Here is a 24,945-nt window from a genome sequence, read left to right as displayed (position 1 = left end):
TTATCTAAATGGTTCTTTTTAGAACTTTTTTATTAAAAAAACGGAGGTGTATAGATGAACATTACATATCTGCTTGAATTAATGCAGCGAATTGGGAAAATGCATGAACAGATGTTGAAAGAATTATGCCGCCAGTATGATCTCTCGCTGATCGAGGCTAAGATCATTGCTTTCTTACATAATAACCCAACAAAAGATACCGCAGGTGATATCGCCGAGCTCCGGATGCTTTCAAAAGGGAATGTATCCCAGGCAGTTGATCTTTTGTGTCAGAAGGGGTTCCTTTCAAAAACAGCAGACCAGACAGACCGCAGGAAAACGCATCTTTCCCTGCTGCCATCATGTGAAAATGTTACCGAAGCAATCGACACATTCCAGTCTGCTTTTTACCACAATCTGTTTGACGGATTTTCGTTAGAAGAATTCCAGATGTTCGCCTCGCTGAATGAACGTCTGGCATCCAACGTAGCAACTATTTATCACAAAGGAGATTATTAGACATGAACAAAGACAAAGATTTTCTGGGTACTGAACCCGTCGGAAAGCTGATGTTCCGGCTTGCGATTCCGACGATCACCGCACAGCTCATCAATATGCTGTACAACATTATTGACCGTATTTACATCGGACACATTCCTGGTGATGGTGCACTTGCCCTTACCGGAGTTGGCGTATGTATGCCACTGATTATGATCATTTCCGCTTTTGCAGCACTGGTTGGAGGCGGTGGTGCGCCGCGTGCTTCGATTTCAATGGGAAAAAATGATCTTAATACTGCTGAACATATTCTGGGCAACTGTTTTTTCCTGCAGATTCTGATTTCTATAATCCTGACAGTCATCCTGCTATTTGGTAACCGTACTTTCCTTCTTGCCTTCGGTGCCAGTGAAAATACGATCGAATACGCTGTAAATTATATGAATATTTACGCTGTCGGCACTATTTTCGTCCAGCTTACCCTTGGCATGAATATGTTTATCACCACACAGGGCTTTGCCAAAACAGGTATGCTCTCTGTTCTGATCGGAGCAGTGATGAACATTGTGCTGGATCCGCTGTTTATCTTTGCATTCCATCTGGGAGTCAGAGGTGCTGCTCTTGCCACAATTCTGTCACAGGCAGTTTCCTGCATCTGGGTTCTTTCTTTCCTGTGCGGCAAAAAGACGATCCTGCACATCCGGAAAAAGAATCTCATCCTGAAACCGGAGATTATTCTTCCTTGTGTCGCTCTCGGGATTGCCACATTTATCATGCAGGCAAGTGAGAGTATCATCTCCGTATGCTTCAACTCTTCTCTGCTGAAATACGGAGGAGATATCGCAGTTGGTGCCATGACGATTCTTACCAGTGTCATGCAGTTCGCAATGCTGCCGCTGCAGGGGCTGGGACAGGGTGCGCAACCAGTCCTGAGCTATAATTACGGTGCAAAAAACGGAGATCGTGTTAAAAAAGCTTTCAGACTTCTTTTAACAGCAAGCCTCTGTTATTCCACACTTCTGTGGACATTTATTATGCTCTTCCCGCAGGTGTTTGCAAAAATGTTTACTTCAGATTCTGCACTGCTTGGTTTTACTAAATCAGCGCTCCGGATTTACTGTGCCTGCCTGCTGCTTTTCGGAATCCAGATCGCATGCCAGATGGCATTTACATCATTCGGAAAGGCAAAGGCTTCGATTGCTGTCGCTGTTACACGTAAATTTATCCTGTTGCTGCCACTGATCTATCTGCTGCCGCATATTCTGACCGGGAACAAGACCAGTGCAGTCTATATGGCTGAACCGATTGCAGACTTCCTGGCGGTATCCTTCACGACGGTTTTGTTTACGTTTCAGTTCAGGAAGGTGTTGAAAGAACTTGAGGGGTAGTCGCAAGAGGGCATAAAAAATAATCCCTGGTAGCTGCTAAGTTGCACGAACCATTCCAACGAGCCTTTGAAAGCATCAATTGTGTCAGCAATGGCTTCCACAATTGATTAAGTCTCGTTTCCATCGTGCAAAGACGCATCTACCAGGGATTATTTTTTATTTACGTTGTTGACTAAGTTTTACTTCTTTGACTGGGTATTGAACCGAAGTCGTAAATCATTGTTTTATATTTTCAAATGGATTTACGCTTTACCTCAATTAGGCTTCCTGTCCATCGGCGATTTTGGATGTTTCTTTTTCCGGGAATAATAGACCAAAAATCTTTCTTACTAATGGACCGGCGAAGCAGAGCTGCCAGAAGAATGCCATCGGGAAGTTGATTGCAGTGGTCTGGAGCCAGACGGCTACGAACTGGGTTCCGGCATTCTTGAAGAGCAGGGTTGCTGCGAGGCTCATAAGCGGGCACATTCCGATGATGGATACTACGGAAATAGCGATCACCAGGTGAAAGGCATTATCTCTTTCCAGATTGACAATGGAAAATGCTTTTTTCTTTGCAAATGGTCCAATCAGGAAGAAATCAAGGATGAATGCAATTGGTCCCATGATGACCAGCTCGTGGAATGCATTTAAAAATACCTGGTTGTTCATTCCTCCTACGTTGAGAGCAATGTTATAACAGATCATGGTATAAACCATCGCGAACACCATGATAATTGTGAAAATAACGTCTTGAAATTTGTTTTTTGGCATAAAAATATCCTCCTTCATAATAAGCGTAACAGAAAATGTGTTGTTCGTTCATCATTCCGGAGGAATGTATCGTTTCCAATATAACCAAGATTCTATTCTTTTTTTCTGCATGGCATATGCCAGACGATGCCACATCAGCAAGACTTATAATACCTCAAATCTTAAAAAATAATCAAGTATTTTTTCAAATACATTGAATTATTTTTATCTCTTTTTTCCAAATAAAGAACTCCATACCGTCAGGATCGCTCCTGCAAAAAGAGCCAGATCCGAGAGATTAAAAGTGATATCTGAGAGTTTCCTGTTCTTTGTTTTCAGAGACAGATAATCGACCACATAACCTCTTTTGAAACGGTCATAAGTATTACCAACTGCTCCGCCCAGCATCAGCGATGTTCCAAACTTTGTCAGTTTGCGTCCCGGTTCTTTCCAAAGAAGCTGATCCCAGAAAAACAGGATTCCAAGTGCTGCCGCCGACATGCCTTTTACCACCTTTGGTCTGGAATCCAGACGATTCATCATCAGACCTTTGTTGTGGACTTTGCGGTAGATTCCTTTTCCCTTCCAAATCCGGCGTTCTTCCCCGTCTCTTACATTTTCTTCAGTATATTTTTTAATTCCAAGATCGGCCCCGGCAACAAAAGCTCCGGTTAAAATGCTCAGGATTTCCATAATTATTCTCCTTTGATGCGCGCGATTTCCTGCTCGCATATCTCTGTCTGTTCTTCACGCTTTTCGATTGCTTCGCAGAACGCGATAAAATCGGTATCTACCACTTCTCCCTGTTTGAAACGCTCATATACCAATCGTCCGATCTCTGTCATATCCCGCTCGCTGTCTCGCTTCAGACCATAGATCTCATTTTTCTTTTTCTGGATATCGATCGTATCTCCTGCCTTCTTTCCAAGGTCATCCACGGTATCTGAAATCCGCTTTCCTATTATATCAAAAAAATCACTCATTTACTTTTTCCCCTTTCGCATCTGCGTATTTTTCAGAACCGCCTGATCTGCTCAAAAGTACGGTAAAGGTTCAATGCTCCATATCCCCATTCCTGGTTCGGATAACTCATGTCTGTCTTCCGTGAAGCTCCCAGTATCAGCAGATTCTTCATCTGTGATGCATCCAGATCCACTCCCTGCCTATCCAGCCACTCCATAAAAAGTGCCAGTGCTCCGGAAGTGATCCCAACTGCTATACTGGAACCAGATCTTGCAATAAACTGCCCCCTTAAATTGATCCCTGTCACATTGATCCCCGGCGCAGCAAAATCCGGTTTGATTCTGTTATCTCTAGTATAACCTCTTCCCGAACTGACTGCAATGCTATTTTCCTTTCCATTATAATACGCTGCACAGACCACCGCCCCGGTATCCCCTGGTTCCATCACCGTATATTCCGGATTTGCACGGATAAAATAGACATTTCCCGTCAGAAACTCTTCCATTGGAAGCCAGATATGAAAGATTCCATTCCCCAGTTCCAGTGTTTCCGGTATAATCTTCCAAATTCCGCTTCCCGGTCTGTCAAACTGAAAAAATACCAGCTGCGCCCCGGTCGTCTCTACCAGAACCCGGTAATTTAATATCACCCTGGTCTGCTCGAATACAAACACATACTCTCCTATTCCCCGTCTGAGCGGGACCGGTCCTACTGTCTGTCCTGTTGGAGATGCGATAGAAAGTGCCAGAAGATTCGGAAGTTCTGTCCATAGTTCCATCACAAAACCTCTGGTATTATTCCCTACGTTGATCTCGACCGGCAGATTATTTTCCTGTTCCAGAATTCCCAGATAATGATGCCTTTTATCTGCCTCGTTGCCACTTCCGGTCACAATCCCGATTCCTTCGCTCGCCGCCACATTTTGCAGATACTCTGACAGAATTGAATATCCTCCATGTCCTCCAAAGCTTGTTCCAACTGCCAGACAGATCACCAATGGTCTTTTCAGCTCTTCTTGTACCTTCTGCAGATAAAAAACCGCCGCTACCAGATCATTTTCCTGATAGCATCCGGCATCCCAGTCTACAAAATAGTACTCCCGTAAGTATTCTTTTGCCTGTTTCAGCTTCACGATCACCATCTCCGCCTCCGGCGCTGCCCCGATAAACAAATTCTCCGGACTTGCCCCTCCGCATGCCACACTTGCAACAAAAGTGCCATGTCCGTCCGTATCAAATGACGGAACGGTTTCCTTTGGATTCTCACTCAGGATCGCCTGATTGATTTGTTCCTTCGTATATTCACTCCCATATCCGATTTCCCGGGGCGCTGTTCCACTTTGTTCTTCCTGATCCCAGATTCGCCGGATCCTGGTCGAACCATCCAGATTCCGGAAAATGGGATCCAGATAGTTGATCCCAGTATCAATGATCCCAACCAGAACTCCTTCACCGCTCAGTTCCAGACCAGGCAGATTCTGAACCGCAGCAATTCCCGCCTGCTGGATCGCTGCCATATCCAGTGTTGTATAACACTTCGGAACCATTGTATAAGGATAATCGGCAAGTGACTTTTTTCTGTCTTCACTCTGGTCAATATAAAGAAGCTCAAAACCGTATTTCAACGGTATCCGGCATCCGTTTTCCAAAGGAAAGTTTTCCCCGAGAGCACCGGTATCCCTCATCATAAAATCCCTGTATTCTTCCGACAGGATCTTTTCTTTACATTCTTCCTGTGGCATAAAAATCCCTCATATACTTTCTTTTGGAAAATATATGAGGGATTTTTCTTTCTTATACTACGATACTGGACGGTTACGCATTTTGCACTCCATACCCATTCTTTATTCGGTACGCTTCTTTTCAATATCCTCGTAGAAGGAAGTCACTTCTTTTCCTTTTTCCAGGGTACTTACATTCGGACCGCTCTTGAATACGATCTTCAGCAGAATTGGTGTGATGATCGTTGTTATCACTACCACGATGATAACCGGTCCGAGGAAATTGCCGCCCATCATACCGAGTGCTTCTCCCTTGCTGGCAACGATCAGCGCAACCTCACCACGGGAGATCATTCCGACACCGATTCGTGCACACTGATAATTCTTATATCCACACATCTTCGCACCAAGGGCGCAGCCAACGATCTTTGTCAGGATCGCAACAATGGTAAGAATCACTGCAAAGCCTACAATTGCAGTACTCATCTTCGGAAGTTCTACCTTCAGTCCGATACTTGCGAAAAATACCGGTGAAAGCAGCATATAAGACATGGTATCAAATTTCTTCAGCACGAAATCAGATTTACTTGTATTGGAAATGATCAGCCCGGCGATAAATGCACCGGTGATATCTGCAACACCGAAGAATTTCTCTGCCACATAAGCCATCAGCAGACAGAATACAAATGCCATGATCGCATGACGTCTGAGTCCCTTTTCCGCCTGATCTGTCCACTTTTTAAATACCTTGTAAAAGATAAATCCAATCACACCTGCAAATGCGAAGAATGCAACAATCTTCAGTAATACAACTGAAATCTTTACCGATTCATCTGCCATACTTGTTACCAGTGTCAGTGCAATGATACCAAGCACGTCATCAATGATCGCAGCTCCAAGAATCGCATTTCCGGATTTGGTTTTTAATTTACCAAGTTCTTTTAATGTCTCTACCGTAATACTTACGGAAGTTGCTGTCAGGATAACACCGATAAAGATATTCTGCAGAAATACGCTGCAGGATGCATCGGATGCGATCACATCCGGACGGTTAAAGAACATTGCAGTCGCATAACCGCCGATCAGTGGAACGATAACACCTATCAGTGCAATAACGAAGGATGCTTTTCCGCTTGCCTTCAATTCCTGTATATCAGTTTCCAGACCTGCACAGAACATCAGCACGATAACACCGATCTCTGCAACGTTATGTATAAAGCTTGTCTCTGTCAGGACCCCAAGCATCGCCGGTCCGAGAAGAACTCCTGCAAGAAGTGCTCCTACAACCTGTGGCATCTGTACCTTTCTGGTCGCAAGCCCAAGTGCTTTGGTACAAAGTAAAATAATTGCAAGATCCAGTAAATACTTATAAGTCTCCATTCTCTCTCACTCCTGTTTATATCTTGTATTTTTTAGACACATTGTCTAATGTACACCTTTTAATACAATTTTTCAACAAAAAAATACCCGTAAATTTTAAATTTACGGATATTTTCCATTCTATTTTTGTATGACCGTCATGTTTTTTTGATATATGAAGGTCATTGTTATACTTAGTGATGCTCAAGCCTTGGTACGGACTGGCTTCTCAACTCGATCAGCGGTCCTCCGGTTCCTTCGATATATGCCTCCGTGATCGTCACTTCCCCGATGCTGTCATCCTTCGGAATCTCATACATGATATCCAGCATGAATTCTTCAATAATCGCGCGCAGTGCACGGGCTCCTGTATCCTTCTTCATTGCCTTTCTTGCGATCGCATGAAGTGCACCATCATCGAATTTCAGATTGACCTCATCCAGCGCCAGAAGCTTCTGATACTGCTTGAGAATCGCATTTTTCGGCTCTTTTAATATCTGAACCATCATCTCTTCATCCAGTCCCTGAAGGGTAAATACGATCGGCAGACGTCCCAGAAATTCCGGAATCATTCCGAAGTTACGCAGATCTTCTGTCGTCACCTTCTCCAGTATTTTCTTATCATGATCATATTTGTCTTTCAGATCTGCTCCAAATCCGATAGAAGAATTCTTCATCAGTCTTTCCTTGATGATCTGCTCAAGATCCGGGAACGCACCACCACAGATAAAAAGGATATTCTTTGTATTGACTGTAGTGAGCGGAACCATCGCATTCTTACTGTTGGCTCCCACCGGCACTTCCACTTCGCTGCCTTCTAACAGCTTTAACATTCCCTGCTGTACAGATTCTCCGCTGACATCTCTCTGGCTGGTATTCTTCTTCTTCGCAATCTTGTCGATCTCATCGATAAAGATAATTCCCTGTTCCGCCTTATCTACGTCGTTATCCGCAGCTGCAAGAAGCTTCGATACTACACTTTCAATATCATCCCCTATGTAGCCGGCCTCGGTAAGCGAGGTCGCATCTGTAATTGCAAGCGGCACATCCAGAAGTTTTGCCAGTGTCTTTACCAGATATGTCTTTCCAGATCCGGTAGGTCCGATCATCAGCATATTGGATTTCTCGATTTCAATCTCATCCATTGTATCCGTTGCCACTCTTTTATAATGATTGTATACAGCAACCGACATTACCTTCTTGGCGTATTCCTGTCCTACTACATATTCATCCAGTTTCGCTTTGATCTTATGCGGAGCAGGAATATCCTTGATATTCAGGATCGGTTCTTTTTCTTCTTCCGGCTTTTTCTTTTTCACACGCTGGCTCTTCGGGATCTGTGCATCCATGTCTCCAAATCCCATCATCGGTCCCATGTTCATAAACTGGCTGTAATCCATCCCGCCAAAATTCATATTGTTCATTGCATCAAAGCTTTTTTGCATACAGTCCGGACACACGCAGATATTGTTCGGAAGATCGATCATCTTTCCGGTCACACTCTCCGGTCTGTGACAGATGAAACAGACCTTTTCATAGCGGTCTTCGTTATTTTCTTTTTTGTCTGTATTTTCTACCTCACCGGTTACTTTCTCAACTGTCTTGTCCTTCTGGTCATTTTCTGCCATTGGCTGGTCCTCCTTTTTTCGGTCGTATTCAGGCAGATTCCTCTGTCCTTCTTATTCGATTTCCACCCCTGCAAGTTCTATAAACTCTTCCTCTGAAATGATCGGCACTCCAAGTTCTTTCGCCTTTCTGTTCTTGGAAGAAGCAGACTCTACATCATTGTTGATCAGATAATTTGTCTTCTTCGTTACAGATCCGGTCACTTTTCCACCCATCTTCTCAACCAGTTCTTTTACCTCATTCCGGTTTGCAAAATGATTCACGCTGCCAGTGACAACGAAACTCATACCTGCAAATTTCTGTTCTTCTGCCATCTCTTCCTGCTGGATCTCCAGTTCTCCGAGAAGGAGCTTAAATTCCTTTTTTCTTTTCTCTGATACAAAATATTTTACAAATGCCGCCGCAAGCACCGGACCTACCCCCTGGATATCACTCAGTTCTTCTTCAGATGCTCCTGTCATTTTTTCCACATCATTTTTAAAATGGCGGCAGATCAGTTTTGCATTTGCGAGACCGATCCCTGCAATCCCAAGTCCATATACCACTTTAGCAAGTGTTGTGCTTCTCGCCTTATCCACGCTTGCGATCAGGTTCGCATAAGATTTTTCTCCAAAACCTTCCATCGTCTGAATTTCTTCCTGATAGACATCCAGATGAAAGATATCTCTGTATTTGTGAATGAATCCTCTCGCAATAAATTTCTCCAGTGTCGCCTCAGAAAGCCCGTCAATATTAAGTGCATCCCTGCTGACAAACAAGGCAAAGGATTTGATTCTTTTTGCCTGACACATCGGATTTGTGCAATACAACGACTTTGCATCATTCATCTGACGGATCTCCGTAGCTCCACCACAAACCGGACAGACTTTCGGGATCTCAATATTGTCACTGCCGGTCAGATTCTTCGCGATCTGTGGAATGATCATATTCGCCTTATAAACTTCGATCGTATCCCCGATTCCCAGATGCAGCTCCTCCATAATACTTAAATTGTGTACACTTGCACGGCTTACCGTTGTTCCTTCCAGCTCTACCGGTTCAAAGATCGCTACCGGATTAATAAGCCCTGTTCTTGATGGACTCCATTCAATCTCCAGAAGGTGCGTCTCGCGGATCTCATCTGCCCATTTGAAAGCAAAAGAATCACGTGGAAATTTTGCCGTTCTCCCAAGCGACTGCCCATACGCAATGTCGTCATATACAAGAACCAGACCATCTGACGGAAAATCATTTTCTACGATCTTTTCTGCAAAAAATGCAACCTTCTCATCCAGTTCTTCTCTTGTCACCAGATAATGCTCCACCACATCAAATCCCTGCTGTTCCAGCCAGTCAAGCTGTTCTTTTCTGGAATTGTGGAAATCCACATTTTCTGCACGTACCAGGGTAAATGCATAGAATTTTACGTTTCTCTGTGCCGTGATCTTGTTGTTCAGCTGGCGGACAGAACCACTGCACAGATTCCGTGGATTTTTATATTTTGCATCCACGTCATCAATTTCTTCATTGATCCGCTCAAAATCTTTGTAACCGATCACCGCTTCCCCTCGCAGGATCAGTTCCCCTTTATACGGAATATGAAGCGGCACATTTTTAAATACTTTCGCATTGTTGGTAATGACCTCACCGACTTCCCCATTTCCTCTTGTAACTGCCTTAAAAAGTTCGCCGTCACGATAGGTCAGAACGATCGTCAGACCATCCATCTTCCATGAGATCACAGCCGTCTGGTCTCCAACAAATTCCTTCAGCCTTGCCACTTCTTTTGTCTTGTCAAGAGAAAGCATCGGTGACTCATGACGTTCTTTCGGAAGCTCACTTAATACTTCATATCCTACATTCACCGTCGGACTGGAAGCCATAACGGTTCCCAGCTCTTCTTCCAGACCTTTCAGTTCATCATACAGCGCATCATACTCATAATTGCTCATAATTTCCTGCGCATCCTGATAATAAGCTTTTCCGGCTTTATTCAGAAGCTCTACCAGCTCCTGCATCCTTTTCATCTTATCCATATCCAAATCCACACTTTTAATTATTGTTCCACGGTGTCGGCTCTGACTTTGAATCCCTGATCAGCTCATAGAGTTCATTCAGTTCCTGATCCGTAACCTTCCGGTATTCTCCCGGCTTTAAATTACCAAGTTCGATATTCATGATCCGCACTCTCCGAAGCTCCTTTACCTCGTAGCCAAGTGCCTCACACATCCGGCGGATCTGCCGGTTGAGTCCCTGTGTCAGAATGATCTTAAATTTATATTTTCCAAGCTTTTCTACCTGGCATGGTCTTGTGACAGTATCCAGGATCGGGACACCACCCGCCATCTCCTTGAGAAATTCATCTGTCACCGGCTTATTGACTGTAACTTTATATTCTTTTTCATGTTTATTTGCCGCACGCATCATCCGGTTGATAATGTCACCATTGTTCGTCATCAGAAGCAGCCCTTCCGAATCCTTATCCAGACGTCCTACATAAGTAATCCGTACCGGATAGTTAAGAAAACGTACAATACTGTCTCTCTCCCGTCTTTCCTCAGTACAGACGATTCCACGTGGCTTATTGACCGCAAGCACGATCATCTCTTCCTGTCTGGATACCTGCTTTTTCCCAATCCGCACAACCTGCCACGGCTCAACCTTCATTCCGGTTTCTGCACGCACACCGTCAACTGTCACCTGTCCGGCTGCTATCAGTTTGTCCGCTTCTCTTCTGGAACATACACCAGCTTCACTTAAATATTTGTTCAGCCGGACCGGTCCTTTATTTTCCGTGTCCAGAAACTGCTTTTCTATTTTATTTGCCATGTTTTTCTCCTGTTAATTCTCATCCAGTACCCCCGCCAGCATCCGGTCTTCAAAGAATGTATTGGCATTGTACAGAAACAGAACATCATCAAACTGTTTATCTGACATCACAGAACTTAATTTACCGGTATAATAACGAGGGTCGATCACAACGATCTCCCGGTAATACGGAGCCAGAAGCGGAAGAAAACAGTTTGCATATGAATCTTTGAACACCAGAAGTCTGCGTTTTTCTGTCTGTGTTGACTGAATATCGATCATTGCATGATTTCCACCGAAGAATACGGAATATTGATCTCTCTCATCCAGTTTGGATGAATCATACATAGAAGCACTCTTTTTCTGTTCTTCCACATAATTGACTGCAACCTGTGGTGCATCTGCACTCTTTGGCAGATAAATATAGATCGGTTCCTTATAATCTGTCTCATATCCACTCTTTGCGGATAACGTTCCGTTAAAAGAATCCGATACCGCATAGGCTTTCATCTTAATTTCTTCACTCTTATCCAGTCCAAGCTGCGTCTTTGCTCCCTGGAATGCATACCATGCACCAAGAGAAGTCCAGTGATGATCTGTGTGATAATAAATTGCTTCATCCTTGTGAGCATCCAGTACTTTTTCTGCATCGATCCAGTCATAAGAATCTCCAAGTTCTGCCTTTACACGGCTGATCTGTCTGCTCTGATTAGCAGTCACCGCAAATGCCGGAAGCTTGTCCTCCATGACATTTGCCGCATTCGGGATCAGCATCATATGCATCTTGATATCCGGATAACGCTCTTTAAAATTCTTCATTGCATCCAGATTCTCTTTCAGATCATTTTCATCTGCCACAGCAACATCTTCCATCAGATAATGGTCCTTTCCTTTGAAAACACCACCTTCTTCTGTCCTCCCCGCCACACTGTCCGCAAATGTCTTGAGTCTTACCCAGGTATCTCTTCCTGCAAACTGATCCGATACATACTCCTCGTACTGCTCCATAAACCTTCCGGAAGCAATTCCGGAAAGAGAAATTTCCGGTTTCTGCGCCAGCATACGCATTTCTTTTTCTGACATCTGCCTGTCTTTGTGCATAAGGTTTACCCCGCAGCTGAGAATAAGGGCTCCCAGAAATAAAAACGCACATACCGCCTGGATCTGTTTTTTCCCTCCTGGCAGAAAATACTTTGTTCTGTTTTTTTGTTTATTATTCTTTCTTTCTACCATTGTCTTTCCTTAAAATCTAAAATATAAAAATGGATTGTAACTTTCTGTCACCAGATATGCCACACACAGTACAAACAGTCCTGTCATCAGGCAGCCTGCCAGAACCGTATGCGGTCTTTCCTCGTCAAATACCAGCCGCTTTCCGAGCAGATGCATAAACGGTGTACTTCCTATGATCCCTGCCACCCAGAAGAGCCAGTTTCGCATGATCAGGTACAATGCCTGACTGTCCATAAATCCGGTTGCACCCTGGCCGAACATATTGCCGATCCAGGTAAGTGCGCTTCCAAGTGTCGGGCTGAAGAACAGTACCCAGCCAAGCATGACCAGAATCATTGTGTAAATCGTCTGGACTGCCCCCGGCAGCTTTGCAAGTATTTTTCCTGTAAAATATTTTTCAGTAATGAGGATCACTCCATAGAAGAGCCCCCATGCTACAAAGTTCCAGCTTGCCCCATGCCAGAGACCGGTCAGGAACCATACGATCAGAAGATTCAGTAAATGCCGCGGAACCGTTACCCGGTTTCCTCCAAGTGGAATATATACATACTCGCGGAACCATGATCCCAGCGAAATATGCCATCTTCTCCAGAACTCGGTAACACTTTTGGAAATATACGGATAATTGAAGTTCTGCATAAACTCAAACCCGAACATCTTTCCAAGTCCGACTGCCATGTCCGAATAACCGCTGAAATCGAAATAAATCTGGAAAGTGTATGCAAGACATCCAAGCCATGCAGTCACTACTGACATTCCATCCATCGCCGCGATATTTTCATAAATCGAACCAATCGTATTCGCCAAAAGCACCTTCTTTGCCAGTCCCATCACAAAGAACCATGCACCGTATCCAAACTTCGTCAGTGATTCCTTTCTTTCACGCAGCTGTCGCTCCACATCTGCATACTGTACGATCGGACCTGCGATCAGCTGTGGGAACATTGTAACATAGGTTCCGAAATCAATCAGATTTACCTGTACGTCTACATTTCCTCTATATACATCAATGATGTAAGACAATGTCTGGAAAGTATAGAAGGAAATTCCTATTGGGAGCTCCAGTTTTCTATAGGGAATATAAAACGGAAGGATCGCGTTTAAATTCGTTACGATAAATCCGTAATATTTGAAAAATCCAAGAATAAACAGGTTTACAACGATCGTAAAGATCAGACTGTGAACCTGCGATTTTCTTCCTGCTTTTAATGCAATGTCCATTCCGCAAAAATAATTGAACAGAATGGAAATCAGCATCAGGAAGATATAGACCGGCTCTCCCCACGCATAAAATATGAGGGAAGCGATCAAAAGTACCACATTTTTTACCTTACGCGGCACCAAATAATATACCAACAGTGTAATTGGCAAAAATGTAAACAAAAATACCAGACTACTAAATAACATAACTTTTTCGTTTCCTTTTATCTACTTCAGGCTCTTTGTAAACGCCTTTTCTACAGTTTCAGCTTTTGGTGAAATAACAAAAAGCACGTATGTACCTTTCGTCTTAATGATCGAAGCATCCAGAAGCTTTACCTGCTCGGCCCCATATCCTTCAAAATTATCGAGCTGTGTCTTTTTTCGCTGTTCTGCGGCTTCCTCAACTGCCTCCGCCTCATTCTCGTCCTTTGTTTTCACCAGAAGGAGCTCGTTGACTCCCATTGTTTCATTCGTATAATACAGTGTTATATCTTCATAATCCTTCGGATTGATCCCATAGAATCTCTTGATCTCCTGGGTTCCGGCAAGTGTCATGTTCTTATCATCTGCCGCATCCACAACCGCTTTCTGTACATCTGCAAACGGTGTATCGCTGTCTCCCTTAGACTGAAAGATCAGACCGATATAGATAAGCAAAATAATTACCATCCCAGCTCTGATATTACGCAGAACTGTAAATTCCCCTTTTTTCTTTGTCATATTCCGGCCACCTCCGCCATATGTTCTGCCCAGATTGGATAATACTCCGACTTCATATGCTCGCCATCCTGCTCGTAATACTCATCTTTTACGATCTCTGTATTATCGATAAATGTAATTCCTTCTTCATCGCACAATGCTTTGAGTGCGGTATTATAATCCGGAATCTTGGCATAAACCGGCTCTTCTTCTTCTTTTTGGGCGGAAACAGGAAGAACACAGTTGATGTAGAGCACTGCATCCGGCATCTGCTCACGCACATTTGCAAGTACCGCTTTGTATTTTTCAATAAATGCATCTGTATCTCCATCTGTTCCGGAAATATCATTCAGTCCAAGTGCCAGAAAAAGGACTTCAGGCTTTAACTCTGCAGCTGTCTTGATCAGATCACCGGTCTGTTCAAGGTGCATTCCTTTTTCCGCTACAACCTTAGAAGTATCAAGCACATCATATACGGTAAAACCGGTTGTGATCGAATCTCCGAGAATCACCGCATGCGCAAATTTTTCGGACAACGGACGGTTCTGCCAGTCCTCTGTCGCCTGTTTTTCTTCTTTTTCAATATTTGAAATTTTGGTCTCCACCTCAGATACATCTGCTTTTTCCAGCTTCTTGATTGCTTTTACTCCTGCTGATGTATTCACCTTATCTGTTCCAAGATGCGAAAGACCAATACTTACGATTACAGTCAGTACAACAACCGCTCCTGCAATTTCCATCAGAACTTTTTTTCTTCTTTCTTCTGCCTGATGTTCTTTCTCCATCGTTCTTTTCTTCATGCTATGCATCCTATCTTTTATTAAAATATGAGTTTCATTTTCATTGAATCATGTGATAAATACTCTAACTTATTCATTTTACTTTCTTCTATTATAAAAGTCAAATCTTTAATAATGCCAAAATCACCAAATGTGCAGGGTAAAACACGTAAAAAAAATACTTTTTCACAAGAAAATGTTTCTGTGATTTTTTTCCGTTATAAAATACCAAAACACAGACTCCCGCTGCCAGTACTGCGATCATTGCCCCTGCTCCCGCTGCAATTCCCACAGCTCCCGGAAGTTCTGCTGTCACCGTAATCCCCAGAACAAGTGCCGCAATAAAAAATGCCTTTTTCCGGCGCTCCGGATCCTCTCCTGCCCGGTAAAACCAAAGCGTATACAAGGGAGCCAGAATTGCCCAGTCACAGATACTGCTTACTGCTATAATTCCCAGTACAACCAGACTTTTCTTTCCCGGATCTAATATTTTTTCCTCTGCTATCAGCAGACACAGACACAGACAAAGTGTAAACATCATATTTAAAGTATACCACGGTGCCAGATGATTCCGCGCAAATGCCAGATAATACGGAAGCTGCGAAATGACAGCAAAGATCAGCAGTCTTCCTGCATATTTTTTTACTGACCTTGTATAACGGTATCCTTCAACCAGAAACCAGCACATGACCGGTGCCGTAAAATAACCGATATCCTTTAACGCTTCGCAGGCAAAGGTTCCTGGTTGCAGAAATATATTTGCAACATGATTGAGCAGCATGGTAAACACTGCAATGTATTTGATCTGATCCCGGTTTAATTCTATTTTCATCTTGTTATCCATCCTTTTTCTTTCCCGTATTGTATCAAATTCTTATGCATATCTCAAGATTTATGCTATACTGATACTATTACACTGATGACAGGAGGAAGTCTATGCTTATTTTTTCTCTGGATACAAAAAAATGCATGAATGCACTTTTACTGCATCCTGCATTTGATTCCTTTTTATTTATTGAAGGAGATATCACAACTTTTAATACCTTTCAATTTAACGGACGACTGAAAAAAGATTTCTTCAGTGCTGAAGAAAGAGAAGCTCTGAATGACCGGGAATATGCTCTCTGGAAAGAACTTCGCGAGTTCTGTCTTTCTCTGATCAAAGGAAAGCGTACTCCTCTGGGATTTCATTTTGTTCTTTCTATGTCTGCGCCGAATATTGCACGGCTTCTCGAGCAGGAAAAGCTTTCGTTTGCTCCGGCAGATGTTCAGGGACTGTACCTGAATTTTAAGTATGACGGGACAACGCTTAGTTGTACGACCGGAACGTCTATGAACCTGTTCACGCTGGACAAATCACTGGAGCAGGCATGGGATAAGATGGCGCAGCGGATTTTTGCGAAGTATGAGATTCCGTTTGAGGTTGAGTAAGAGTCCTTTCTCATTCTGTAAGATTGGATGGCCCGAAACCTTTTGGCAGCATTTCTTTCAAGGTATAGATATCATAATGCTCTGCATCTACTGCAAGAATGATCTGAAATGTCTCCGGTTCGCAGAATTCCATCATGACCTGCCTGCATACTCCGCACGGCGGTGCATACTCTGTCACAACACCGTCTTTTCCTCCTACAATACAGATTGCATCAAATTCTTTTACTCCTTCGCTGACTGCCTTGAAAAATGCAGTACGCTCCGCACAGTTTGTCGGTGTATAAGCCGCATTTTCAATATTGCATCCCGTATATATCCGCCCATTCTTTGCAAGCAGCGCAGCTCCTACTTTAAAGTCAGAATAAGGGGTATAAGAATATGCAAGCTGCGAAAGCGCAATCTCTATCATTTTTATTATTTGTTCTTTTTTCATTCTCTTTTTTCCTGCTTTTTCTTACTAAATAAGTTCCTTCAGAATCGAATGCCCGATCGTTCCTTCCGGCATTTTTATACCAAAATTATCTGTGACCGTTGCCCCGATCACTGCAAAGGTATTTCCCTCCGTGATCACGCCACCCTCATCCATCTTTTTGGAATACGCCAAAAACGGTACATATTCCCGTGTATGATCGGTTCCTGTGTAGGTCGGATCGTTTCCATGATCGGCGGTAATAATAAGAAGATCATCCTCCCGCAGATCATCCAGCAAAATTCCAAGATTTTTATCAAATCTCTCAATCTCATGTCCATAGCCAACCGGATCGCGCCGGTGTCCCCACTGTGCATCAAAATCAACCAGATTTACAAAGCACAGTCCGTCAAAATCTTTTTTGCAAATCTCAATGGTCTGCTCCATTCCATGCACGGAGCTGTTGGAATGATACGATTCTGTGATTCCTTCCCCGCAAAAGATATCATGGATCTTTCCGACTGCGATCACATCCTTTCCCGCATCTTTCAGTGCGTCAAGTGCAGTCTTTCCGGTCGGCTCAAGTGCATAATCTCTGCGGTTGCTGGTTCTTTTAAATTCACCCTTTTTCTTTCCTACATACGGTCTTGCAATGACTCGTCCCACGCGCCACTCATCCTTCATCGTGATCTCTCTTGCGATCTCACAACACCGGTACAGATTTGCCAGATCAAATGTCTCTTCATTTCCACATATCTGCAATACAGAATCCGCAGAGGTATAGACGATCATTGCACCTGTTTCGATTTCTTCTTCCCCAAGTTCTTCAATGATCTTTGTTCCGCTCTCACTACGGTTTCCAATCACTTTTTTCCCGCAACGTTTTTCCAGTTCTGCGATCAGTTCCGGTGGAAATCCATGTTCGGTAAAGGTTTTAAATGGTTTTTCTGTATAAATCCCCATCATTTCCCAGTGTCCGGTCATCGTATCTTTTCCGTTACTCGCCTCTTTCAGTCTGGTAATTTTTCCAACCGGATTCTCGATTCCGTACATCTTTCCCCCGGTATGCAGATTCAGCATACCAAGCTTCTGAAGATTTGGAATCTCCAGTGTTCCCATTCTGTCTAAAATATGACCAAATGTATCTACATCCCTGTCACCGAATTTCTCAGAATCAGGCATTGCACCAATTCCGAGCGAATCCAGAACGATCACAAAGATTCGTTTATATATTGTTTCTTTCATTTACCGATCCTCTTTGATTAACTTTCTGATGGCTTCCACTGCCACCTGTACTGCCATGTCTGTATCATGCACTACCGGATTTTCAAGTCCCAGTTTTTCTCTTTCCTGGTTTGCCATTACAAGGAAACACGCACCCACGCGTACATGAAGCTTTGCTGCCACAATGTAAAGTGCCGCCGTCTCCATCTCTGATGCCAGACATCCCAGTTTCTTCCAGGCTTCCCATTTATTGATCAGTTCATAACCTGCCGGCATCAGCTCCGGCTCATGCTGCCCGTAAAATGCATCCTTTGACTGGACAACTCCGGTATGAAATTCACAGTTCTTCTCTTTTGCGGCATGCACCAGGGCATTGGTAACTGTAAGATCTGCCACAGCCGGATACTCAATCGGCGCATATTCTTTGCTTGTGCCTTCCATACGGACTGCCCCGGTTCCAATCACGATATCTCCGCTTTTTACTTCCGGCTGGATTCCACCGCAGGTTCCGATCCGGATAAACGTATCTGCTCCACATCTTGCCAGTTCTTCCATTGCGATCGCCGCCGATGGTCCGCCGATTCCGGTAGATGTGACACTTACCTTTACGCCATCTAAAGTTCCTGTATAAGTGATAAATTCCCGGTTATCTGCAATCATCACCGGATTGTCAAAATACTGTGCAATTTTTTTGCAGCGCTTTGGATCTCCCGGGAGAATGACATAACGACCGACTTCCCCGTTGGCCACCTGAATATGATATTGTCTGCTTATATCCTCTGAATAATTCTTCATCGTATCCACCGCCTCTCTTTTGTTATATTATACTATAAAAAACCGGGAAGTTCACCAACACTTTGTGGAAAGTGTTTCCAAATACAGCAAAAAAAGCCTGACCATTCAGACCTTTTCGCATAAGCGGAAACGGGAATCTGAATGGTTCAGACTTTTCCTGGTATCTACAGCAAAATTACTTTGCCAGTTTCATCATAATTTCATTACTGCGTTTTACAAATTCTGTCATCTCTTCCGGGCTGAGTGGCTTGTGTGCCAGCATTGCCAGGTCATATAACTGATGGCAGAACATCTCTGTATTTTCACCATCTTTATGCTCTACAACATATTCTACCAGCGGATGATTTGCATTCAGGATCAGAGTTGCATTGGTTCCGAACATAGACGGATCCATGCCTGACATTCCGTACATCTTCATCATCTCCTGCATACGGCGGGATTCTTCGGAAAGTGTGATCATAGATGCTACATTTTCATCTTTCATCTTTTCCACTTTTACTTCCAGCTTGTCATTGCCAAGTGCTTTGCGGAAGGTTTCGACCAGACTGTCTGTCTTTTCTTTGAATGCTTCTTTTTCTTCTTCAGATACATCCTCTTTGAAGTGATCGGTCAGATCTGCATCGATTCTCTGGAACTTAATATGTTCGTTCTTCTGCTCCATCTGAGTAATAAATGGAGAATCAATATTATGTGACAGGATCACTGCATCCAGTCCCTCTTTTTTGAACATATTGATGTACTGGCTCTGCTGCTGTTCATCTGTTACATAGTAGATCGTTGTCTTCTCTGCTTCTTTCTTTTCTGCTGACTGCTCTGCATTTTCACCCTCGGTCTTTTCCTCCGGCTCTGCTTTTCCGCCATTTTTTTCGATGCATTCTTTGAGTGTCATATACTTATGATCCAGGTTCTTGAACAGAACATAATCGCTCATCTTCTCGCAGAATTTTTCATCTTTCAGGCAGCCGAATTTGATAAACGGGCTGATGTCATCCCAGTATTTCTCATAGTTTTCTTTATCTGTCTTGCACATTCCGGAAAGCTTGTCAGCAACTTTCTTGGAAATATATTCAGAAATCTTCTGTACGAATCCATCATTCTGCAATGCGCTTCGTGATACGTTAAGCGGCAGATCCGGGCAGTCAATAACTCCCTTTAATACCATCAGGAATTCCGGAATGACTTCTTTGATATTGTCTGCGATAAATACCTGGTTGTTGTACAGTTTGATGGTTCCTTCGATAGAATCATATTCGGTATTGATCTTCGGGAAGTACAGGATACCCTTTAAGTTGAATGGATAATCCATGTTCAGATGGATCCAGAACAGAGGTTCTTTGTAATCCATAAATACTTTCCGGTAGAAATCAATATAGTCTTCTTTGCTGCATTCATTTGGATGTTTGGTCCACAGCGGTGCCGGATCGCTGATGGATACCGGGCGTTTCACGATCTTTGCTTTATCGGAAGCCGGTGAAACTTCAACCATTTCTTTTTCACCGTTCTCATTTTCCTTTTCTTCCATCTTGGCATCTTCGTGGATATGCTCAACAACGGTATCGGTATCTAGGACTTCCTCTTCCGGAATTGTCTCATATTCCGGTTCTGCATTTTCTTTTGACACAAAAATCTCTACCGGCATGAATGAGCAGTATTTCTCAAGGACTTCACGGATTCTGTATTCATTTGAAAATTCTACACAGTCTTCGTTCAGGAATAAGGTGATTTCAGAACCAACTTCCTCTTTATCCCCTTCTTCCATCTCATACTCTGTACCGCCTTCACTTACCCAGTGTACCGGTTTGGCACCCTCTTTATAAGAAAGGGTATCAATATGAACTTCATCAGCTACCATGAATGCAGAGTAGAATCCAAGACCAAAGTGTCCGATCATATCGTCCTCTGTTGTCTTATCTTTGTATTTATTCAGAAATTCGGTTGCTCCTGAAAATGCGATCTGTGTGATATATTCTTCTACTTCATCAGCAGTCATACCAAGACCATTATCGATGAATTTCAAAGTCTTCTCTTCCGGGTTTACAATAACCTGGATCTTTCCTTTATAACCATCCGGAAGTGTATATTCTCCCATCATATCCAGCTTCTTTAATTTTGTGATCGCGTCGCATCCATTGGAAACAAGCTCTCTTGCGAAAATATCATGATCGGAATATACCCATTTCTTGATAATCGGGAAAATATTTTCGCTGCTGATTGAAAGACTACCTTTTTTTGCTGCCATTTTTATCACTCCTAAATTTCATATTCTATCTTTTTGCGGTTTCAAACACCGTATTTTTCTGTCCATGAAATATCTTAATACCCTGATTTCTAAATGTCAATAGAAAATTAGCACTCTTTCAATAAGAGTGCTAATAATTCTGTGAAGAATATAAAATTTCTGTGAAATATATTTTCCAATCCTTTGTGTACCGTCTATAAGAAATCTTTGACATACACTGTCAAAAGCTTTTACTCCACGCTCTTCAAAGATTCCACCATATCAATCTTCTTCAGCTTGTAGAACATTACCCAGTTTACAAATAAAGAAAATGCTGCAGTAAACAAGAAGCTGTACAGATAACTCTGCCAGTGTATCTGACGTCCGAACATCGCCTCTTCCACTTCAACCGTCAGGATAGTATAACGGTGCAGGAAATTGCCAAGCACCATACCTACAACTGATCCGATGATCGTCAACAGAATATTTTCCCTGTACACATAAGAGGCAACTTCTCCGTCATAAAAGCCCAGAACCTTCAGTGTGGCAAGTTCTCTCTGGCGCTCCGTAATATTGATATTATTCAGATTGTACAGTACCACAAAGGCAAGCATTCCGGCCGATACGATCAGTACCACAATAACCAGGTTCAGACTGCGGAGCATATCATCCAGTCTGCCCTCAATACTGCTGGTGTAGCTTACATTCAACACTCCGTCCATCGCCAGAAGCTTTGTTCCTGTCTTCTCGATCTGATCATCTTTTCCATCTTTCACACTGTAAATGATCGTATTGTATTCGACCGGTTTTCCATACAATTCCTCGTATTTTTCCGGTGACAGATACAGATAATGGCTCATATAGTTTTCGCAGATTGCTCCAATGGTAACCGTCTGGTCCCCACGGTCTTCATCTTCGATTGTAAGCTGATCTCCCACCTTCACATTCAGAAGAGATGCCATTTTCTCGGTAAGGATCACCTCATCTTTTTTCAGTGAATAAACTTCATTCTTATTCGTTCTGCTGTGGAAGCTTAAAAAGTCCTCAATCTTTTCATCATCCGACGGAACCATCAGATAAAGTGTCTTTTTACCAGATGCAGACTTTACATCTGTCTTCTGCATATGTACTTCGATCGTCTCTTTTACATCTGCATTCTGATCCAGATACTCCTGGATCTGCTGTCTGTTTTCCTCAGAAATGTCATCACTCATATAGGTTGCCGCATCATAGAACTGCACCTTCTCATACTGTAAGCTGACAATCTCATAGATACAGTCTTTCAGTCCGAATCCGACTACCATCAACGCCATACAGCCGCCGATTCCGAAAATAGTCATAAAGAATCGCTTTTTATACCGGATCAGATTCCGCACGGTTGATTTCCATGTAAAATTCAGATGCTTCCAGATAATTCCGATCCGTTCAAGCAGAATCCTCTTGCCCTGCTTCGGTGCTGCCGGACGCATCAGTTCTGCCGGTTCTGCTGCCAGCTCTTTGTAGCAGGATGCGATCGTAGCGATCAGTATACAGGCAACTGCGATCACCGAAGCCTGGATTGCATAGCTCATGTGATACGGAAGCAGGATTGCCGGCAAATGCTTATACAAAATCATATAGCCATAAATAATGACAAGCGGCAGAATCTTCTCCCCGATCAGTACCCCAAAAACACTTCCTCCCAGCGTTGCTATCAGCGCATATCCGATGTATTTTCCTGCGATCGCAGCTTTTCCATAACCGAGAGCCTTCATCGTTCCGATCTGTACACGCTGTTCCTCTACCATTCGTGTCATCGTTGTCAGACTGATCAATGCTGCCACCAGGAAAAAGAGTACCGGGAACACTTTTCCAATGGAACGCATGCGGTCTGCATTATCCCCGTATCCCTGATATTCTGTCAGCGCATCTTCTCTCGTCTGCACGTACCATTTCGGATTCTCGATCTTTTTGATCTCAGCCTTTGCGTCTGCAATTTTCTGCTTTGCATCCGCAAGCTGCTTTTCTCCGTCTGTGATCTTCGCCTGTCCGTCCGCGATCTGCTCTTCCGCTTCTTTTGCTGCCTGCTCATATTCACTCCGGCCATCTGCAAGCTCCTGTTCACCGGATGCAAGTTGTGCTTTGCTTGCATTTAAAGCAGTCTCTTTTTCATTCAGAAGTGCCCATGCTGACTGAATCTGGGCTTTTCCGTCCGTGATCTGTGATTTTGTACTGTCAAGCTGGGATCTGGCTGCTGCAATCTGACTCTTGCCATCTGTAATCTGTCTGCCTGCACTTAACAGCTCTTCTTCCTGTGCGGCAAGCGTCTGCTCCTGTCCAATAAGTGCAGCCTCTTTTTTATCCAGTTCATCTCGCTGCGCAGTCAGGCTGGCGATCTGGGCCTCCAGATCTGCTTCTGTGGCAAAGCCTGCCCGGTTCAGCATATCGCTCTTTGTATTTTCAAGCTTTGTCTTCTGATTCTGCATATCGGCAAGCTGTGTTTCCAGTCCCGGTTTGACTCCACTCCAGCTTTCGAGATACGCCTGCTCTCCTTCCGTTCTTTCTGACTCCGGGATTTCTGTATACTTCTGATATAATGCATCTCCATCATTTATCTGCTTCTGCAATTCCGCAATCCCCGAATCACACTGGCTGATTCCATCTTCAATCCCAGCCAGTCCGTCTTTCAGCTGTGTGAGCGGTGTCAGACCTTCGTCCAGCTGCTTCTTTCCATCCGCGATCTGCGTCCTGCCTGCTGCAATCTGCGCTTTTCCAGCCGTAATGAACGGCATATATTTTTCATAATTGCTCAGATAAGTCTGCTCCGCTGCCGCAAGCTCCTGTTCTTTCTGATCCAGCTGTGCTTTCCCGGACTCATACTGTGCCTCCGCCGAATCAAGCTGTGCCTGCTTCTCATTCAGCTGCGCTTTTGCATCTGCAAGCTGCGTCTCGCCGTCTGCGATCTGCTGCTTTGCATCCGCAAGCTCTGCTTCTCCATCCGTAAGCTGCTGCTTTGCTTTTTCCAGTTCCTCGGCTGCCTTGCTTTTCCCACTCTCCAGCTCTTTTTTCGCATCCTCCAGTTCCTGTGATTTTTCATTCACAGTCTTCTCTGAATCAGCAAGCTTTTCATTTGCCTCATCTACGATCTCCTGTTTGCGGACTGCACAGCGTTCCTCTTCAATTGCACTCACGGCTTCCTTTGCTGCATCCGACAGATTATTGTATTCATCAGTAAATGCAGTTTTCTCTTCTGCACCGCTCACTTTCACATAAGCTTCTGTATAAACATCCATGTCAAAAGAGGATTTATCCACTACAACAAATCCACTGATCTCTCCGGTTCCGATCGTACTACTTCCTCTTCCAAATGAAATATACAGCGGACTGTTCCCGATCCCGACAATCTTGTATGCATCTGTAACCAGTGAATCCGTCAATGCCTCTCCATCTCCAGAATGGAAAGTTACCGTGTCGCCAACCTTCAGGTCTGTATAGCTCAGAAAATCTTCATCCACCAGACATTCTCCGGCTTTTTCCGGCAACCTGCCTTCCACAACCGAAACCTGATCAAAATTCTTCTGCATGCTCAGCATATGGACAACCTTTTCATTGTCTCCAACCGGGCAAAGCACGTCTTTGCTGTATCCGCCTTCTACAGCTTCAATTCCCGATACCTTTCCAATCGCTTTGATATCCGCTTTGGTAAGTCCCATGGTTCCCATTACCTTCAGATCCATCAGCTCCGAATCATCAAAATACTGATCTGCAGTGATCCGCATACTTGGCTCTGATGCACGGATTCCCGAATAAAATGCGACACCCAATGCCACGATAAAAAAGATCGATATAAACCGTCCCATCGTCTTTTTAATTTCTATTATAAAGTCTTTGCGTAAAATATTTTTCTTCATCGGTCTTTACGT

21 protein-coding genes are annotated in these 24,945 nt (G+C 43.6%); 3 read left to right on the top strand and 18 right to left on the bottom strand.

Annotated features, from left to right (window positions below; genetic code table 11):
- The first annotated feature begins 54 nt into the window (after positions 1-54).
- Positions 55-498 carry a MarR family winged helix-turn-helix transcriptional regulator gene (locus ACYQ5K_RS13775; protein ID WP_459777794.1) on the top strand — a complete coding sequence of 148 codons (444 nt, stop codon included), beginning with the start codon at positions 55-57 and terminating at the stop codon, positions 496-498.
- Positions 499-500: 2 nt separating this feature from the next.
- Positions 501-1,865: an MATE family efflux transporter gene (locus tag ACYQ5K_RS13770; protein WP_178024629.1), complete on the top strand. Its 1,365-nt coding sequence runs from the start codon at positions 501-503 to the stop codon at positions 1,863-1,865.
- 258 nt (positions 1,866-2,123) lie between these two features.
- Here the strand turns inward: ACYQ5K_RS13770 and ACYQ5K_RS13765 are convergent, their stop codons facing one another.
- From ACYQ5K_RS13765 to ACYQ5K_RS13705, 13 genes are all read right to left on the bottom strand, one after another.
- A complete protein-coding gene (locus ACYQ5K_RS13765) occupies positions 2,124-2,618 on the bottom strand; it encodes a DUF2798 domain-containing protein (RefSeq protein ID WP_173688034.1) in 495 nt (164 codons plus the stop codon).
- A 204-nt stretch (positions 2,619-2,822) separates the two neighbouring features.
- Complete coding sequence (locus ACYQ5K_RS13760) at positions 2,823-3,290, bottom strand: signal peptidase II (RefSeq protein ID WP_173688033.1); 468 nt, start codon at positions 3,288-3,290, stop codon at positions 2,823-2,825.
- A gap of 2 nt (positions 3,291-3,292) precedes the next feature.
- Entirely contained in the window at positions 3,293-3,580 is a 288-nt protein-coding gene (locus ACYQ5K_RS13755) for a hypothetical protein (RefSeq protein ID WP_173688032.1), read from the bottom strand.
- Positions 3,581-3,612: 32 nt separating this feature from the next.
- Positions 3,613-5,301: a S8 family peptidase gene (locus ACYQ5K_RS13750; protein WP_173688031.1), complete on the bottom strand. Its 1,689-nt coding sequence runs from the start codon at positions 5,299-5,301 to the stop codon at positions 3,613-3,615.
- Positions 5,302-5,403: 102 nt separating this feature from the next.
- Positions 5,404-6,660: a cation:proton antiporter gene (locus tag ACYQ5K_RS13745; RefSeq protein ID WP_173688030.1), complete on the bottom strand. Its 1,257-nt coding sequence runs from the start codon at positions 6,658-6,660 to the stop codon at positions 5,404-5,406.
- 173 nt (positions 6,661-6,833) lie between these two features.
- Positions 6,834-8,267, bottom strand: coding sequence for an ATP-dependent Clp protease ATP-binding subunit ClpX (gene clpX / locus ACYQ5K_RS13740; protein ID WP_055158510.1), 1,434 nt, complete (start codon positions 8,265-8,267; stop codon positions 6,834-6,836).
- Between the two features lie 51 nt (positions 8,268-8,318).
- Entirely contained in the window at positions 8,319-10,280 is a 1,962-nt protein-coding gene (gene ligA, locus ACYQ5K_RS13735) for an NAD-dependent DNA ligase LigA (RefSeq protein WP_173688029.1), read from the bottom strand.
- A gap of 16 nt (positions 10,281-10,296) precedes the next feature.
- Positions 10,297-11,073 (bottom strand): pseudouridine synthase, encoded by a 777-nt coding sequence (locus tag ACYQ5K_RS13730; protein WP_173688028.1) that lies wholly within the window; start codon positions 11,071-11,073, stop codon positions 10,297-10,299.
- A gap of 12 nt (positions 11,074-11,085) precedes the next feature.
- Positions 11,086-12,285 carry a DHHW family protein gene (locus ACYQ5K_RS13725; protein WP_195231187.1) on the bottom strand — a complete coding sequence of 400 codons (1,200 nt, stop codon included), beginning with the start codon at positions 12,283-12,285 and terminating at the stop codon, positions 11,086-11,088.
- A gap of 9 nt (positions 12,286-12,294) precedes the next feature.
- The gene (locus ACYQ5K_RS13720) at positions 12,295-13,692 is read right to left on the bottom strand and encodes an MBOAT family O-acyltransferase (RefSeq protein ID WP_173688026.1); all 1,398 of its coding nucleotides are present in this window, start codon (positions 13,690-13,692) and stop codon (positions 12,295-12,297) included.
- Between the two features lie 21 nt (positions 13,693-13,713).
- Positions 13,714-14,208 (bottom strand): DUF4358 domain-containing protein, encoded by a 495-nt coding sequence (locus ACYQ5K_RS13715; RefSeq protein ID WP_117556791.1) that lies wholly within the window; start codon positions 14,206-14,208, stop codon positions 13,714-13,716.
- Positions 14,205-14,987: a GDSL-type esterase/lipase family protein gene (locus tag ACYQ5K_RS13710; protein WP_195231185.1), complete on the bottom strand. Its 783-nt coding sequence runs from the start codon at positions 14,985-14,987 to the stop codon at positions 14,205-14,207. Before ACYQ5K_RS13710 ends, ACYQ5K_RS13715 begins: the two co-directional genes overlap by 4 nt.
- A gap of 100 nt (positions 14,988-15,087) precedes the next feature.
- On the bottom strand, positions 15,088-15,798 hold the full coding sequence (locus tag ACYQ5K_RS13705) for a TraX family protein (protein ID WP_195231183.1): 711 nt from the start codon (positions 15,796-15,798) through the stop codon (positions 15,088-15,090).
- Between the two features lie 104 nt (positions 15,799-15,902).
- Between ACYQ5K_RS13705 and ACYQ5K_RS13700 the strand changes: the two genes are divergently transcribed.
- Positions 15,903-16,397, top strand: coding sequence for a DUF5721 family protein (locus tag ACYQ5K_RS13700; protein WP_195231181.1), 495 nt, complete (start codon positions 15,903-15,905; stop codon positions 16,395-16,397).
- A 10-nt stretch (positions 16,398-16,407) separates the two neighbouring features.
- Here ACYQ5K_RS13700 and cdd read toward each other — a convergent pair whose 3' ends face one another.
- The 5 genes from cdd to ACYQ5K_RS13675 all read right to left on the bottom strand — a co-directional run bounded on the left by cdd (position 16,408) and on the right by ACYQ5K_RS13675 (position 24,933).
- Positions 16,408-16,830 carry a cytidine deaminase gene (cdd, locus tag ACYQ5K_RS13695; RefSeq protein ID WP_459777793.1) on the bottom strand — a complete coding sequence of 141 codons (423 nt, stop codon included), beginning with the start codon at positions 16,828-16,830 and terminating at the stop codon, positions 16,408-16,410.
- A gap of 24 nt (positions 16,831-16,854) precedes the next feature.
- Complete coding sequence (locus ACYQ5K_RS13690; protein WP_195231179.1) at positions 16,855-18,051, bottom strand: phosphopentomutase; 1,197 nt, start codon at positions 18,049-18,051, stop codon at positions 16,855-16,857.
- Positions 18,052-18,825, bottom strand: a complete 774-nt coding sequence (gene udp, locus ACYQ5K_RS13685) for a uridine phosphorylase (protein ID WP_195231177.1) — start codon at positions 18,823-18,825, stop codon at positions 18,052-18,054. It abuts the gene before it with no gap.
- Positions 18,826-19,000: 175 nt separating this feature from the next.
- Positions 19,001-21,064, bottom strand: coding sequence for a molecular chaperone HtpG (gene htpG / locus ACYQ5K_RS13680; protein ID WP_195231173.1), 2,064 nt, complete (start codon positions 21,062-21,064; stop codon positions 19,001-19,003).
- 230 nt (positions 21,065-21,294) lie between these two features.
- A complete protein-coding gene (locus ACYQ5K_RS13675) occupies positions 21,295-24,933 on the bottom strand; it encodes an ABC transporter permease (protein WP_459777792.1) in 3,639 nt (1,212 codons plus the stop codon).
- Positions 24,934-24,945 lie beyond the last annotated feature (12 nt).

The sequence above is a fragment of the Allocoprococcus similis genome (genome assembly GCF_054660775.1).
Note: the sequence above shows the minus strand (reverse complement) of the source record. Positions and strands in the feature narration are given on the sequence as shown.

Bases quoted from the DNA above. Each gene is read 5' to 3' on its own strand.
- ACYQ5K_RS13720 (WP_173688026.1), bottom strand. From the start codon at position 13,692: ATGTTATTTAGTAGTCTGGTATTTTTGTTTACATTTTTGCCAATTACA.
- ACYQ5K_RS13750 (WP_173688031.1), bottom strand. From the start codon at position 5,301: ATGCCACAGGAAGAATGTAAAGAAAAGATCCTGTCGGAAGAATACAGG.
- ACYQ5K_RS13775 (WP_459777794.1), top strand. From the start codon at position 55: ATGAACATTACATATCTGCTTGAATTAATGCAGCGAATTGGGAAAATG.
- clpX (WP_055158510.1), bottom strand. From the start codon at position 8,267: ATGGCAGAAAATGACCAGAAGGACAAGACAGTTGAGAAAGTAACCGGT.
- ACYQ5K_RS13760 (WP_173688033.1), bottom strand. From the start codon at position 3,290: ATGGAAATCCTGAGCATTTTAACCGGAGCTTTTGTTGCCGGGGCCGAT.
- ACYQ5K_RS13705 (WP_195231183.1), bottom strand. From the start codon at position 15,798: ATGAAAATAGAATTAAACCGGGATCAGATCAAATACATTGCAGTGTTT.
- ACYQ5K_RS13770 (WP_178024629.1), top strand. From the start codon at position 501: ATGAACAAAGACAAAGATTTTCTGGGTACTGAACCCGTCGGAAAGCTG.
- htpG (WP_195231173.1), bottom strand. From the start codon at position 21,064: ATGGCAGCAAAAAAAGGTAGTCTTTCAATCAGCAGCGAAAATATTTTC.
- ACYQ5K_RS13730 (WP_173688028.1), bottom strand. From the start codon at position 11,073: ATGGCAAATAAAATAGAAAAGCAGTTTCTGGACACGGAAAATAAAGGA.
- ACYQ5K_RS13765 (WP_173688034.1), bottom strand. From the start codon at position 2,618: ATGCCAAAAAACAAATTTCAAGACGTTATTTTCACAATTATCATGGTG.
- ACYQ5K_RS13690 (WP_195231179.1), bottom strand. From the start codon at position 18,051: ATGAAAGAAACAATATATAAACGAATCTTTGTGATCGTTCTGGATTCG.
- ligA (WP_173688029.1), bottom strand. From the start codon at position 10,280: ATGGATAAGATGAAAAGGATGCAGGAGCTGGTAGAGCTTCTGAATAAA.
- ACYQ5K_RS13755 (WP_173688032.1), bottom strand. From the start codon at position 3,580: ATGAGTGATTTTTTTGATATAATAGGAAAGCGGATTTCAGATACCGTG.
- udp (WP_195231177.1), bottom strand. From the start codon at position 18,825: ATGAAGAATTATTCAGAGGATATAAGCAGACAATATCATATTCAGGTG.
- ACYQ5K_RS13710 (WP_195231185.1), bottom strand. From the start codon at position 14,987: ATGAAGAAAAGAACGATGGAGAAAGAACATCAGGCAGAAGAAAGAAGA.
- ACYQ5K_RS13725 (WP_195231187.1), bottom strand. From the start codon at position 12,285: ATGGTAGAAAGAAAGAATAATAAACAAAAAAACAGAACAAAGTATTTT.
- ACYQ5K_RS13715 (WP_117556791.1), bottom strand. From the start codon at position 14,208: ATGACAAAGAAAAAAGGGGAATTTACAGTTCTGCGTAATATCAGAGCT.
- cdd (WP_459777793.1), bottom strand. From the start codon at position 16,830: ATGAAAAAAGAACAAATAATAAAAATGATAGAGATTGCGCTTTCGCAG.
- ACYQ5K_RS13745 (WP_173688030.1), bottom strand. From the start codon at position 6,660: ATGGAGACTTATAAGTATTTACTGGATCTTGCAATTATTTTACTTTGT.
- ACYQ5K_RS13675 (WP_459777792.1), bottom strand. From the start codon at position 24,933: ATGAAGAAAAATATTTTACGCAAAGACTTTATAATAGAAATTAAAAAG.
- ACYQ5K_RS13700 (WP_195231181.1), top strand. From the start codon at position 15,903: ATGCTTATTTTTTCTCTGGATACAAAAAAATGCATGAATGCACTTTTA.